The sequence below is a fragment of the Alteromonas sp. 38 genome (genome assembly GCF_902506055.1).
GTDB classification, from domain to species: domain Bacteria; phylum Pseudomonadota; class Gammaproteobacteria; order Enterobacterales; family Alteromonadaceae; genus Alteromonas; species Alteromonas lipotrueae.
The window spans coordinates 3,237,673-3,251,653 of record NZ_LR733300.1 but is presented as its reverse complement, the minus strand read 5'-3'; the positions used below and the strand labels follow the sequence as shown (position 1 = coordinate 3,251,653).

12 protein-coding genes are annotated in these 13,981 nt (G+C 42.7%); 7 read left to right on the top strand and 5 right to left on the bottom strand.

Features of this window, described 5'->3' with window-relative positions:
- Positions 1-18: 18 nt before the first annotated feature.
- The 5 genes from FLAVO9R_RS14150 to FLAVO9R_RS14130 form a co-directional block, all read right to left on the bottom strand.
- On the bottom strand, positions 19-513 hold the full coding sequence (locus FLAVO9R_RS14150) for a GAF domain-containing protein (RefSeq protein WP_159532295.1): 495 nt from the start codon (positions 511-513) through the stop codon (positions 19-21).
- A 77-nt stretch (positions 514-590) separates the two neighbouring features.
- On the bottom strand, positions 591-1,181 hold the full coding sequence (locus FLAVO9R_RS14145; protein ID WP_159532293.1) for a thymidine kinase: 591 nt from the start codon (positions 1,179-1,181) through the stop codon (positions 591-593).
- Positions 1,182-1,186: 5 nt separating this feature from the next.
- Complete coding sequence (locus tag FLAVO9R_RS14140; RefSeq protein ID WP_232370654.1) at positions 1,187-3,226, bottom strand: putative bifunctional diguanylate cyclase/phosphodiesterase; 2,040 nt, start codon at positions 3,224-3,226, stop codon at positions 1,187-1,189.
- Positions 3,227-3,434: 208 nt separating this feature from the next.
- Positions 3,435-4,133 (bottom strand): hypothetical protein, encoded by a 699-nt coding sequence (locus FLAVO9R_RS14135; RefSeq protein ID WP_159532291.1) that lies wholly within the window; start codon positions 4,131-4,133, stop codon positions 3,435-3,437.
- Between the two features lie 202 nt (positions 4,134-4,335).
- Positions 4,336-6,585, bottom strand: a complete 2,250-nt coding sequence (locus FLAVO9R_RS14130) for an acyl-CoA dehydrogenase (protein ID WP_159532289.1) — start codon at positions 6,583-6,585, stop codon at positions 4,336-4,338.
- A 262-nt stretch (positions 6,586-6,847) separates the two neighbouring features.
- On the opposite strand from FLAVO9R_RS14130, the gene FLAVO9R_RS14125 reads away from it, so the two are divergent.
- From FLAVO9R_RS14125 to FLAVO9R_RS14095, 7 genes are all read left to right on the top strand, one after another.
- Entirely contained in the window at positions 6,848-9,157 is a 2,310-nt protein-coding gene (locus FLAVO9R_RS14125) for an efflux RND transporter permease subunit (RefSeq protein WP_159532287.1), read from the top strand.
- Entirely contained in the window at positions 9,144-9,932 is a 789-nt protein-coding gene (locus FLAVO9R_RS14120) for an outer membrane lipoprotein-sorting protein (RefSeq protein ID WP_201299273.1), read from the top strand. The genes FLAVO9R_RS14125 and FLAVO9R_RS14120 overlap by 14 nt, the downstream gene beginning before the upstream one ends.
- Positions 9,933-9,935: 3 nt before the next feature.
- Positions 9,936-11,123: a hypothetical protein gene (locus tag FLAVO9R_RS14115; RefSeq protein WP_159532283.1), complete on the top strand. Its 1,188-nt coding sequence runs from the start codon at positions 9,936-9,938 to the stop codon at positions 11,121-11,123.
- 99 nt (positions 11,124-11,222) lie between these two features.
- Positions 11,223-11,750: an outer membrane protein gene (locus tag FLAVO9R_RS14110; protein WP_159532281.1), complete on the top strand. Its 528-nt coding sequence runs from the start codon at positions 11,223-11,225 to the stop codon at positions 11,748-11,750.
- 107 nt (positions 11,751-11,857) lie between these two features.
- Positions 11,858-12,124, top strand: coding sequence for a DUF3081 family protein (locus FLAVO9R_RS14105; RefSeq protein ID WP_159532279.1), 267 nt, complete (start codon positions 11,858-11,860; stop codon positions 12,122-12,124).
- 186 nt (positions 12,125-12,310) lie between these two features.
- Complete coding sequence (gene lpxL, locus FLAVO9R_RS14100; protein WP_159532277.1) at positions 12,311-13,237, top strand: LpxL/LpxP family Kdo(2)-lipid IV(A) lauroyl/palmitoleoyl acyltransferase; 927 nt, start codon at positions 12,311-12,313, stop codon at positions 13,235-13,237.
- A gap of 123 nt (positions 13,238-13,360) precedes the next feature.
- The gene (locus FLAVO9R_RS14095; protein WP_159532275.1) at positions 13,361-13,975 is read left to right on the top strand and encodes a TcpQ domain-containing protein; all 615 of its coding nucleotides are present in this window, start codon (positions 13,361-13,363) and stop codon (positions 13,973-13,975) included.
- Positions 13,976-13,981: the final 6 nt, after the last annotated feature.

Genomic DNA, 13,981 nt, shown 5'->3' with positions numbered 1-13,981 from the left:
AAGTACTATATTGAATGTCTAACTGTCGTAAAACATTGATGTTATCTGCGCCACACGCTTTAAGTTATCTATATCATCTTGTGACCATTGGACTGGACTGTGTGTCTTTTCGCAACAAATAACACCAATTGGGTTGAATTGGTGATGAAAGGTAAAGTCTAGCAATGAGTAAATATCATTGGGCTTGAAGTAACTGTCGTTAAAGCATTTGGTGGCAGGATGATAACGGGCATCAGAGGCTACTAACACGCTTTGTTTTAGTATGTCGTCAAAATAATCGGGAATCGCTTCCTTAGACAGCGATAAATCATGGGTTGGCAAATTTTGGCCATCTTGATTTAACGTTAGGCACCGAATTCGGGTTTTGTTTTCTTCAAATCGCCATAAGCTAATTCGGTTCGCGGAAGGGATCCCTAACCGAAGACATGACACTATCGCAGTGAGTTTATCTTGCTCATCCAATCCGCGCTTTGATAATGAAATGACGAGTGTTGTATAGCGGTCTATATCCAAAGCGACACTCTTTGAGGTAATTCAAACATAATAGTTGAAGTATATACTTACTTTCAAAGAGTGAAGTTTAAGAAACATTAAATTTTGTCTTTATCCCAGACCAACTCTTTGAAATGCTTTCTGCACATAGATTCGTAGCGATCGTTGCCACCAATTTGTACTTGGTCTCCGTCGGTGACCGCATTGCCATCTTCATCCAGCCTTACCACGAAATTTGCTTTGCGCCCGCAATGACAAACCGTTTTAAGTTCGAACAACTTATCAGCCCAAGCGAGAAGGTAGTGGCTACCTTCAAAAGTGCCTCCCAAAAAGTCAGTACGTAATCCGTAAGCCAAAACGGGGATATCTAATTCGTCTACCACTTCTATTAACTGACGAACTTGAACTTGCGTTAGAAACTGCGCTTCATCAATGAAAATGCAATCTAAACGCTTTTCTTTGTTGTCTTGTTTTATGGATTCATAGAGATCGTCATCATTTCGATAAAGTTTTGCGTCGGCTTGTAATCCAATCCTAGAGGTCACTTTTCCTACGCCATAGCGGTCATCAAAGGCAGCGGTATAAATTAGAGAGTGCATGCCTCTCTCGCGATAGTTATAAGCTGATTGTAAAAGAGAGGTCGATTTTCCTGCGTTCATTGCAGAGTAATAAAAATAAAGTTGAGCCATGAATATTATTTGTTTTCGTTATACCAGGTTTTAAGGTCGCTCAATGGCATTGGTTTAGCGTAAAGAAAGCCTTGGATAAAATCCACACCAAGGGTTTTGATGTGGTTCATTTGGTCTAAGGTTTCAATGCCCTCAGCAATGGTCTTGCAACCAAATTCGTTTGCTATAAGCATGGTTGCGCGCATAATAGTATCACTACCTTCATTGGTATTCTGTACAAATGAGCGATCAATTTTTATAAAATCACAAGGCATTGACTGTAATCTGCTCAATGAAGAGTACCCTGTGCCAAAGTCATCGATTGATATTTTTACACCACGTTGTTTAACATTGTGTATTTGGTTTGCCACCGCATTAACATTATTAGCAAACACACTCTCTGTTATTTCTAAGTAAAGGCGGGCTGGGTCGATGTTTGTAGACGCTAGCACCTTATCAAGCGCATTTACAAAAGTTTCATCGAGCAGCTGACTAATAGATACATTCACCGATAATGCAATATCTTCGTTGAATGGCCATTCTGTCGCATCTATACACGCACGATTTAATACCCAAGAGCCTATTTCTGGCATTAAGCCCGTTCGCTCGGCAAGGGGGATAAAGCGCGCTGGTGACACGATATTACCGTTACAGTTCCAGCGTAGTAGGGCTTCAACCGATTTTAGCTTTTGTGTGTCGGCGCAAATAATGGGCTGGTAGTGTACAGAAAACTCTTTTTTTTCTATGGCATACCGTAATTGTTCACAAAGACGCTGTTCATTTTTTATTTTTTCATGCAAGGTTTCACTAAAAACACCAATAGTGCCTCGTTGTTTGCGCTTTTGATCGTACATGGTCAAGTCAGCTTGTTGAATAAGCGTCATGGTGTCATTGCCATGCTCGGGATAAATCGCAATACCAATCGTGGCATCTAATGTGATTTGGTTTTCTAACGCTATAATAGGCTTTGTAACCCCACTGCGCATAGCGTGAGCAACCGCCACTGCGGTATGAACGGTGGCATAGGGAGTTACTGCGACAAATTCATCGCCTCCCCACCTAGCGAGATGATCTTTTTCGCAGTATTGGGCGAGTCGGTTAGCAATTTCAGCAAGTACAATATCGCCGACCTTGTGTCCTAAACTATCGTTTACCTGCTTAAAGCCGTCTAAATCAATAAACAAAACGGCTAGGTTATTATCAAGCGCTTTGGTGCTTTCAATGAGGGTATTTAACTGTTTAAACAGTCCGTTTCTATTGAGTAAATTAGTCAGCGGATCTCTATTAGATAACCTAAAAATATCGGCGGTACGTTTCTCAACTTCATCTTCTAAATTGGCATTAGCATCATCTAACTGCTCGTTAGATTTACGCAGCATGGCGTTAATCTTCGCGGTTTCTTGTCTATCTGTGCGCATTTGCTCTATCAGACGAGCGTTCTTGTTTTTAAGTGATACAGTATCAAAAAAGAATCGGTGGTAACGAAAAGAGCTAGCAAGAATACCTACCCAAAAAATAAGCCCCAAGATCCCCAAAACAACAAAATTTCTGTCATCGTCAAGCAACGCTCTACTCGACATGGGCACAAGCAATGAGGTGGTGTAGACAAAGACGAAAATTTTACTTGGCGCTAATACTGAAGCCGCGCCGCCGGCCATTGCCCCAAGGATAACCATGGTTGTCGCTAACTCAACCGCATTCATTGTGGTGTAGAGCAAGATTGAATAAAGTGCCCACACTGTAGATGTTGAATATACCCCAATCGCAAACCTAAACTTTACAGGGCGCGCATCATACTGCGTGCCTTTTAATCTGGTTAACCAATAAAGGCCATCTGCAAAACGGAGAACTATAACCGTGTTCATTGCGATAAAGAGCAACACCTTCGAGCTTTGGTCTTTTTCGGTATCGAATCCGAAGCCGAATGTTAACCCTAAGAAAGCAAAGAAAGTCATGGCTAAGCCAGTAAACATATTACGGTTTAGCATATCCGCCAAGTCACGCTGCATTTGCGGCGTGATGGGAAGAGAGGAGGTTAAATCTCTATTTTCATCAAAACTTTTCACTATAAATTTACTTTCCAACTCAATATGCTTACGGCTATATATGGTGTGAAGTTTTTTGTGTAGTTAACAATAACAGCGAATTAGCTTTTGTCGCTTTAAATTTACACACTCATTTTGATTAAATTACACGCATATTACAAAAATTGCTATGCGACGTAAGAAGTAGCCGGTGCTTGACAGTAAGTGTATTACCTCACAGCCATTAGCGTTAATTGCTGGCTTCAATCGCGTTTACTTCCTTTAGTACGCTGCTCAGAGCCTCTGATAAATCTTCTCGTAAGTGAAGGTATTTGTTGTTAACCACATGAACGATATTGTGCTCTACAATAACAATGTGTCGTGCACCTAGCTTTTTGAAGGTAGCCTCATCGGAAAAGTCTGTCGGCAATAACGCGTAGTTGTATCGGCCTGAAACAAGCAAATTCACAACTTGGTCGAAGCGGTCGTATTCACGGAGATTTGCAGCAATGTCGATGTCACTTTCTTCAATATTGATGTGAAACCGCTTAGTGGCTGCAATGACGATGTTTGGGTTTGAAAGCACGCTGTTTTCACACAGACTATTGCGCATACACAATAGAATTGTTGCGCCTTTTACAATAACGGGTCGCACGACGAAAAAGTTGCTAAAATCGTTGGTGGCTAATTCATAGCGAACAGTATCAGCATCTGTAACGCCTGCATCTAACAACCGAAGGCCTCTCTCACCACCTACCTCGATAAATTCAACGGTTATTCCAAGCTTGCTATAAGTTCTGGCAATAATATTGTTGTAATGAGTCACCACTCTAGGGTGCCCCACATAACCGATGAGCATGGGGGCATTATCATCCCCGTTAGCCAGGCAATTAGCTGAGCAAATAAAAGAAACCGTTAAAGCAGTGCCAAGAAGCTTTATTATTTGCATAACTTTCTATGATTCACAATTGATATATAAAGCGTAGATGTTTAAGGGGGAATTTTCATCCTTTAGTGCAAGGCGTGAAGGCATGTATACATAAAGCGAGCTTTGGGCACCTTAATGTGCTGACCAATGTTATTTTTTACATACAAAAAAGCTCCAGCCAAGGGCCAGAGCTTTCTATTAATAGCGTGCTAATTAATTAATATTAAGCCGCGTTTTTTCCGCCATCAATTGCGCGCAACGTCTCAGTTGCTGGCAATAACTCCATATCGAAAGTATACTCATCAACACGAACCGCCAATTGACGCTTTTCGTTGTAGTCATGCAACTGTGCAGCTTCTTCGGCATTAATAACACCTTTTTCTTGAAGCTTGTTCAGCGCGTGCTCAAACGAGATAAACGGCACTACAGGCTCTTTACGCAGTGCTTTTTGCACTTTACCTAATAGGTGTGCAACCGCATGCTTCGCTTTAAATGCTTGTTCGTTAATATCGTTACCATCGCCCGGGCTTACACGAACTAAATGAGTAAGCTGCGCTTTCACACTGTTGTCCTGCATTGACGCCATAGACAATTCGCGTACTAGGTCATCGCTGATTCCCGCCACACTGTTTGAGTAAGTGTTGGTAAGTAAGCGCATTAGGCCACGAGTCGGTGTGTTCGGGAAATTGTTGATGAAGTTAACAATTGCCTGATCAGCTTGTTGTAATGACCACTGCATAGCGTATTCGAAATACGGTAGTGCAAGTTTACGGTCTTCAATGCGCTGCTCGTAAAAACGAATTGCTGCCATTGCACCGTAAAGGTAGCTCATCACATCACCAAGGCGTGCTGAAAGTAATTCTGCCTTCTTAAGGTCACCACCAAGTACTGCTAGTGATAAGTCAGCAAGTGGTGCTAATTTAGCTGAGATGCTGTTTACACGCTTTTCGTACTTACGTACTTCAGGCAATGCAGACTCTGAACCGCGTAGGAAAGGTAAGTAACCTTTACCAAAACTACGGAATGCATTCTTAACACTAAAGCCAACAGTTTTACGTAATACTTTGTTGAATTCTTTATCAGCAGAACTTTCGTTGCTGTGAATAAGGTCAACCATATCTTTCAGGTAAGGGTGACAACGCATTGCACCTTGACCGAAAATCATTAGGTTACGAGTAAGGATGTTTGCACCTTCAACCGTAATGGCAATTGGAAGTGCTGCATAACCACCTGCTAAGGTATTTTGCGGGCCACGTTGAATTGCTTTACCTGCTTGAATATCCATCGCTGAGTTCATTACATCACGGCCAAGCTCGGTCATGTGATATTTAGCAATCGCAGTAACAACCGATGGTTTAACACCTAAGCCTAAGCCTTCTGTTGTTAAAACACGCATTGCTTCAAGTAAGAAAGTCTTACCAGCAATGTCTGCCATCTTCTCTTGAATACCTTCGAAGCGACCAATCGGAACACCGAATTGTTCACGAACGAATGAATACTCAACCGTACCTTTAAATGCTGATTGTGCTGTCGCAACGCCCATCGCTGGAAGTGAAATACCACGACCTGCGCCAAGACACGCTACTAGCATCTGCCAACCGCGACCGATATTTTTCTGACCACCGATGATAAATTCCATAGGAATAAATACATCTTGGCCGCGAGTTGTACCGTTATAGAAGCGCACACCCATAGGGTCGTGACGGTTACCAAGCTCAACACCAGGGTGAGACTTAGGTAATAGCGCACAGGTAATACCTAGCTCTAATTTGTCACCAAGCAATTGCTCAGGGTCGAATACTTTAAATGCTAAACCGAGCACGGTAGCAATTGGCGCAAGCGTGATATAACGCTTGTCCCAACTGATACGAAGGCCAAGCACTTCTTCGCCGTTGTACTCGCCTTTAGTTACGATCGCTGCGTCAGGAATAGCACCCGCATCTGAACCGGCTTCTGGGCTAGTTAGGGCAAAACAAGGGATATCACGACCATCTGAAAGGCGTGGTAACCAGTAATCTTGTTGGGCAGTAGTACCATAATGCATAAGTAACTCACCTGGGCCTAACGAGTTAGGTACCATAACTGTTACAGCGATTGCACCAGATTTTGCTGCGATAGTGGCTACTATGGTTGAGTTAGCGTAAGGGCTAAACTCAAGACCACCAAACTTCTTAGGGATGATCATTGAGAAGAAACGGTTTTTACCCAAGAAGTCTAAAACGTCTTGAGGAATGTGCTCGCCGTTATTTAACTCGAAATCATCAATCATACCCAGTAATTCTGATACTGGGCCGTCCATAAATGCTTGCTCTTCCGCGCTCAATTTAGCTTGAGGAATATCACGAAGTGCCTGCATATCAGGTTTACCCTGATAAATAGAAGATTCAATCCAAACGTCACCAGCATCTAACGCTTCCTGTTCTGTTACAGAAATTGGTGGTAACACTTTTTTTAAGCTAGTTCTAATACTCATATTTGACTCATCCGCTCATCTGACCAGTTGTATGGTGTTAATACTACATCAGTTTCAGAAAAGATCAAAAAAATTGCTCATAAATAAATTGGAATATGTAAAATTCAATAAAAATAAGCTCTTACGATAACGCTATAAATGTTGATGGTGAGGATATGTTACAAAATGGGGCCGCATTCAAAAATATTCTGGTAACTGAGTTATGTTTATTAACCGTTTACGGGTAGACTTTCGATAACAGAGCGAGTTACAGGAAGTTGTAATGCAAGATACATCATCGGTCACATCAAGGTGGTTTGCTTCACCAAAGTTAACTATCTGTGTGGTTATTGTTGCGATGTTAGTGGCAGTAGTCGGCGCAAAAAATTTATACTTTCGAGGCGACTACAAAGTATTTTTTGAGCCTGATAATCCGCAGCGTCTTGCCTTTGAAGAAATGCAGAACATATTTAATAAAAGCGAAAATGTCGCTTTTATGGTAGTGCCAGACGACGACAATGTGTTTAAACCGTCTACCTTATCTTTAGTTGTTGAGCTTACAGAAACTGCATGGCAACTCCCTCTTTCTACCCGCGTTGAATCCATCGCTAACTTCCAATATACCTACGCCGAAGATGACGATCTTATTGTCGAGGACTTAATTACCACAGGTTCGCTCTCGAATCCTGAAATAACAGATATTAAGGATGTACTAGATAACACCCCTGAGCTAACCGGGCGGCTAGTATCGTACCCAGGTGACGTATTGGTTGTGAATACGACTATTCAGTTACCTGACGGCGACCAAACGAAAGAAGTCATTGAAATCACAACGGTTGCCACTGCGTTAAAACAGCAGTTAGAAGAAAAGTACCCCGGTCACACTATCTATCTCACCGGTATGGTTGTGATGAACGATGCCTTTGCGGTGGCTGCGCAGCAAGACGCCAGTACGCTTATTCCGCTCATGTTTTTCCTTATCATTGTGATGATAGGCGTGATTGTTCGTTCGGTGTTAGCGGCTCTCGCTACACTATTAGTGGTAATTGTATCCATCGCCACTTCCATTGGTGTATCTGGCTGGCTCGGCATGTTTTTAAGTACCGCTACTGTGAACGCTCCCACCATGATAACGACACTGGCAGTGGCTGACTGTATCCACATCATTGTGGGTGTACAGTACTTTCTTGGTCGCGGCCTCACCAACGAGAATGCGATTAGTGAAAGTTTAAGAATCAATACCAAGCCTATTATTATCACCAGTGTTACCACGGCGATTGGCTTTTTGATGCTGAACTTTTCTGCCGTTCCCGTTTTGTCCGATTTAGGTAACATGACCGCATTTGGCGTAATGCTCGCCTGTGTATTGTCGCTTTGGTTACTACCCGCTTTATTGCTGCTAAAGCCACTGAAAGTGAAGGCGACAAAAAGTAACAAGGTCTTCGACCGATTGGGAAATAAAGTCACGTCGAATTATCGAGCTCTGTTACCTATTTGTGCGTTAGTGATTGTGGGAGTCAGTGTTTTTGCAACGAATAACGAGTTAAATGATGTGGCGGTGAAGTACTTCGACGATAGAAGTACGTTTGGCCAAGCGGTGGAAATCAATGAAGAGAAGCTTGGTGGTATGTCTAATATCGACTTCGTTATTTATTCAGATACCCCTTATGGTGCCACGGAACCTGAATTTTTAGCGCGAGTAGAATTACTTACGACATGGCTGCGCGAAAAAGAAGAAGTTCATCATGTGTTGTCATTTGCCGATACATTAAAACGGTTAAATAAAAATATGCATGGTGATGAAGATGCTTATTATCGGTTACCTGAAGATGGGGAGCTGGCCTCTCAGTATGTATTGCTGTATGAAATGTCGCTACCATTTGGTCTAGACTTAAGCAATCAGTTAGATATTGATAAATCGGCAATGAGAATTATCGCTGTTATCGATAATTTAGGCAGCAGAGATTTAACCGCATTGGAGTCTGATGCAAAAGCATATTTCAAAAGTCTTGGTAGCGACAACCGGTTAGAAGCCGCCAGTCCGCCTTTAATGTTCGCGCATATTGGCGATCGAAATATGGAGAGTATGGTAGTGGGCTCTCTATATGCCCTAGTGCTTATTTCTGTTTTGATTTTATTTGCACTGCGTTCATGGCGACTCGGGTTAGTTAGCCTGTTTACTAATTTGCTACCCGCCGCTATCGGGTTTGGCGTTTGGGGGGTAATCTCTGGCCAAATTAACATGGCACTGTCGGTGGTGATCAGTATGACCATGGGTATTATTGTTGACGATACTGTGCACTTCTTGTCGAAGTATCAGTCGGCGAGGCTGACGCGTAAATCGGTTAAAGAGAGTGTGCTTTATGCATTTAATACGGTTGGAATGGCACTGACCACTACCACAATAGTGCTGACAGTCGGCTTTGGTGTGTTAGCGTCTTCAAGCTTTATGCTGAACGCGCACATGGGCATTTTGACCATTATTATTATCGTCGCGGCTTTGGCTGTTGACCTTATTTTCCTACCCGCGTTATTAATGTGGTTGGATAAAGATGAAACCCCGTTACCGGAGAAGAATAGTGAGATACATTAGCCTTGTTTTACTGGCGTCGTTCATATCTATCAGCGCATTCAATGGCGTTGCCGCTGAGCCTAGTGCAAAAGGACTAGAAATAGCGCAGGAGCGAAAAGCGAGAGATCGCGGGTGGAATAACTCAGAGGCGAAAATCTTAATGGTCCTGCGTAATGCACAAGGCCAAGAAGCAACACGCAAACTCAACGTGAAATCGATGGAGTTGACCGATGATGGTGATAAAGCACTAACGGTTTTCCAATCCCCTCGGGATGTAAAAGGAACAGCATTCCTGAGCTTCTCACATGTTTTCGATGCCGATGAACAGTGGATATTTCTTCCTGCTTTAAAACGGGTAAAGCGTATAGCGTCAAAAAATAAAAGTGGGCCTTTTGTCGGCAGTGAATTTGCTTTTGAAGACATGACATCGTTCGAAGTAGAGAAATTTTCCTACTCCTATGTGGGGGATGAGACGATTAATGGCGAAGCGTGCTTTGTATTGGAGCAAATTCCTCAATACGACTATTCGGGTTATACGTTGCAAAAAGTATGGATTGATAAGTCTCACTACCGCGTACACAAAGTTGAATTTTACGATAAGAAAGGGGCGCTACTTAAGGTGCTTGAACTAAAAGATTATGAGCTTTACAAAGAGAAATACTGGCGACCTATTCGCAGCGAGATGACGAACGTACAAACCCGTAAGTCTACGTCGCTAATTACAGAAAGCTTAATATTTGATACCGATTTGTCAGAATCGGATTTTGATAAGAATAGCTTAAAAAGAGCGCGGTAATTCGTGACTAAATCCATCGCTTTATTGGTAACAAGTATTACGGCTTCATTTTCTTTGTTGGCCAATACGGAAGTGACAGGCTCCGCAGGCGGAGAGTTGCGTTATTTCTTGCAAGACGCCCTTTACGAAGCACAAGAAAGAGCTTACGGCTCTGTTTTTTTTAGCCCTGAAACCTATACCGAGTGGAATGATGGGGAAGACAGCTTGCTGTTTAAGCCCTTTTTCAGGGCTGATCAACACGACGAGGATAGAACGCATTTCGATGTTCGGGAACTGCAGTGGATGCACGTGGCAGACACATGGGAAACCAAAATAGGGATTGGAAAAGTATTCTGGGGGCAAACAGAGTCCATTCACCTCGTCGATATCGTGAATCAAACCGATGCAATTGAAGCGGTAGACGGCGAAGATAAGCTTGGTCAGCCCATGGTCAATGTTTCTTACTTTAGTGATTTTGGTACGTTTTCAGCATTTGTGTTGCCCTATTTTAGAGAGCGTACCTTCGAAAGTGTTGATGGACGTCTGCGACCGCCCATTGCTGTGGGAGATGCCTTGTATGAGTCGGATGGTGAGCAAAGTCATGTTGATTATGCGCTGAGGTGGCAAGCCAGTATCAGTGACTGGGAAGTGGGGCTGTCTTACTTTTCAGGTACAAGCAGAGAGCCTGAACTTGTTACCACCGTGAATGATGAAGGTCAGCCAGAAATTCTTCCCTATTACGCGCAAATCAATCAGGTAGGCGTAGATTTACTGAATGTATACGGGGCATGGTTACTTAAATTTGAGTCGATATATCGTGAAGGGCAATCGGAAGATTTTGCTGCGGTTGTCACAGGTTTCGAGTACACCACACAAGGCATATTCGACACCCAATATGGCCTAGGTGTACTGAGTGAGTACCAGTTCGATGAACGCGAAGATAACTTTTTTGCTTTAGGTCAAAACGACCTGATGGTGGGCTTACGGTTTATCTTCAATGACATTGACGGAACAGAAGTGCTAATGGGATACGTGCAAGATTTAGATAAATCGAGTACTTCTAGTGCATTTATTGAAGCGTCTAGTCGTATTTCATCTCATTGGCGCTGGAAATTGGATGGCTATTTCTTTTCAAGTGATGATACTGACGATACCTTTTATTTCCTAAGAAGAGATGATCATCTCCAATTTACCCTTGAGTACTTTTTTTAGTACGAGGCTTTATTTCTGATATAAATTTAACGTTTACACTCGTCACCCTAGATAGTTAATAATAGGGTTGTTCTTTGGTGGTTTTAACCTGAGGTTTTAATGAAGCAGTTTGTAGTTGGTTTTATTGCGCTTTTTTTAACGTTCAACGCACATAGTGCTTCTACCAATTATGGTATTGCGTCAGTTGGGTTTAGTGATTTTGAGTTCACAAATGTCGAGAATAGCGGGCTAGCTTACAGTGTTGCTTTTGGGCGCCAAATCCATAGGCAGTGGTATGCAGAAGTGGGTTACCTTAATCTCACTAACGATAGCGAGGATGATACCGATCTTTCGGGGGATGCGCTTTACCTTGCTGTACTTGGAAAGGCGAAAAGCGAGTACGGTGAACTGTATTACAAATTAGGTATTGCTAACGCTGATATTGCAAGTACGCGCGACTGTGGCAACTCAGAGTTATCGGGTGATGCATGCTCGTTTGATGAAGGTGTGGTTGCAGGTATTGCTGGTCTTGGATTTGATTATTATGTTGGTCTAAAATCTATGGTGCGACTTGAATATACATACCTAGGAGGGGAAGATGACCTCTCAACGCATTTAGTATCTTTGGGCTTTCGCTACAATTTTTAATGGCTAATAGTGGCAAGTGACTAAATTCATATCAGTATGAGCGGTGTAATCCAAACGCTATCATTCAGCGTAAAAAGAGTGGCTAGTCAAAAACTAAGGAGCCATTTATGAAAAATGAATTAGACAGTAAATTTCTATTGCAGGTGTTTGAAAAAATCCGAACTAATGGTGATAAGAAAGAAGATCAATACCACCTAAATGGTATTGTTGCGTACACCGACCTAGATGGCTACACGTTATTTATCGAAGACATGAACTGTAAATTGCAGTTTGGTTTCCATAACCAGTATCACTTCGATTATGAAACAAACGATCACTTTCAAACTTTTGAGAAAAAGCTGAAGCAGATTGATAAAGAGTATGGCGCTCACTAAATTTATAGAGTGAGAGGGCTAACGTCCTGTGAACATTTTTGCTAACCGAGCTAGGTAAAACAATGCTTGGCGTATTGAGTTCAAAATACCACGACAGTAGTGTCGAATTATTCCACCAACGCACTTTCGACTTTAATTTGGTCTGCTACAATAGCGCTCCTCTTAATTTGTTAGGAATAGAGTGCGTTGGCTGCGGCAATTAAGGCTCCTAAATTCAAACTGTCTTTTCTTACTCCAAAATTTTGGCCTGTATGGCTAGGAGTATTCCTTCTTTACATCATCACTTGGCTCCCTCTGCCTGTTATACGATTTATTGGCGGTGGCGCAGGTAAACTGATTGCGAAAATTGTTCCTAAACGCGTGCGCGTAGCAAAGCGAAACCTTGAACTTTGGAACCCGTCGTTGTCGGAGTCAGAAGTGCAAACGCTATTAAATGAGAATGTGCGCAGAACCGGAATGGCCTTATTTGAAACGGCGATGGGGTGGTGGTGGCCTGATTGGCGAGTGAAAAAGGCCATAGAAATTGAAGGTGCGGAGCATGTTGAGGCAGCCATAGCCAGCGGCAAAGGTGTGTTTGGCATGGCACTGCACAACATGAACCTTGAATTTGCATGCAGGGGTATTGGTTACTTCCACCCTAGCATCGCCTTCTATAGAAAACATAATAATCCGCTGGTCGACTATTTACAGTACCATGGTCGTAATCGCTCCAATAAGTATATGATTGACAAGCGAAATGCCAAAGCGTTGTTAATGGCATTGGAAGAAAACGAGCTGTGCTTATACCTTCCCGATCAAGATTACGGGCCAAAGCAAAGCGTATTCGTACCTTTTGGTGGGGTTGCTGAAACCGCGACCACCACAGCTACGTTGATGTTTATTCGTCGTTCTACCAGTGTGCCTATGATGATTACGTCTCAGTACACTGCGAAGGGTTATAAAATAAAGATATACCCCCCATTGACGCATTTAGGGGATATGGACGATGTTGCGGCATTAACAGAATTGAACACGCATATTGATAAGGCAATTAAAGAACAGCCTGAAAGTTACTTGTGGATGCATAAACGGTTCAAAACCAGACCCAGTAAAGACACCCCGTCATTGTACTAACGAAGCAGTTACCTATTGTGCCGTTAGGTGTACAATTATTACTGTAGCGCGCTTTTTGTGCGTAAGGTAAAAGCGAGTTAAGCTGTAGCTTGAGTTTAAGTTATTGGAAGCATTGAAAAAGTCATGGCTAAAAAAGGTTATTCAAATACATTTTTTTGGGCGCGTCACATAGCGCTGGCATTCGTATTGATAGTGATTGCGGGTGTGATGATTTATTTGCAACAAAATAGCAGTGATGAAGAACCTTCCGGTAAACCAGCTGAAGAAAAATCGGTGGCAAAGGGATTGAGCGAGTTTTACCGCGAATTTAGAATGTCCTCTACCGATCCAGTTAAGGAAGAGCAGGGTACTTTTGTGATAGAAACTGGCGGCGTTGATCCACAGCTCGATAGCAGACTAGAAAGCATGTCGAGTATAAATACAACGGTAGATACCAGTTGGACCGGAGAGCAAAAATTCCGCACTTTCAAAGAGGGCAGTACACTCCGAGAGGCTATCTCTACTTTTGCGCAAGCGGAAGGCATGCAGCTGATATGGAATTTAGAGCAAGACTTCATTATCAAACATCAGTTTCAGTTAGATAATACGGTAGCCGGTTCATTGGCTAAAATTGCCAGCGCTATCGACAGTAGCTTTGAAGGGCGGGTAAACGCCTATCTATGCCCCGAGCAACGCTCTCTGGTAGTGACTGCTGAAGAGACCGAGTTTTTATCTACCCGATGTACCCTCGTTCGTTGATCATCA

Coding starts and splice junctions, on each gene's coding strand:
- FLAVO9R_RS14130 (WP_159532289.1), bottom strand. CDS start 6,585: ATGAGTATTAGAACTAGCTTAAAAAAAGTGTTACCACCAATTTCTGTA.
- FLAVO9R_RS14145 (WP_159532293.1), bottom strand. CDS start 1,181: ATGGCTCAACTTTATTTTTATTACTCTGCAATGAACGCAGGAAAATCG.
- FLAVO9R_RS14110 (WP_159532281.1), top strand. CDS start 11,223: ATGAAGCAGTTTGTAGTTGGTTTTATTGCGCTTTTTTTAACGTTCAAC.
- FLAVO9R_RS14125 (WP_159532287.1), top strand. CDS start 6,848: ATGCAAGATACATCATCGGTCACATCAAGGTGGTTTGCTTCACCAAAG.
- FLAVO9R_RS14135 (WP_159532291.1), bottom strand. CDS start 4,133: ATGCAAATAATAAAGCTTCTTGGCACTGCTTTAACGGTTTCTTTTATT.
- FLAVO9R_RS14105 (WP_159532279.1), top strand. CDS start 11,858: ATGAAAAATGAATTAGACAGTAAATTTCTATTGCAGGTGTTTGAAAAA.
- FLAVO9R_RS14095 (WP_159532275.1), top strand. CDS start 13,361: ATGGCTAAAAAAGGTTATTCAAATACATTTTTTTGGGCGCGTCACATA.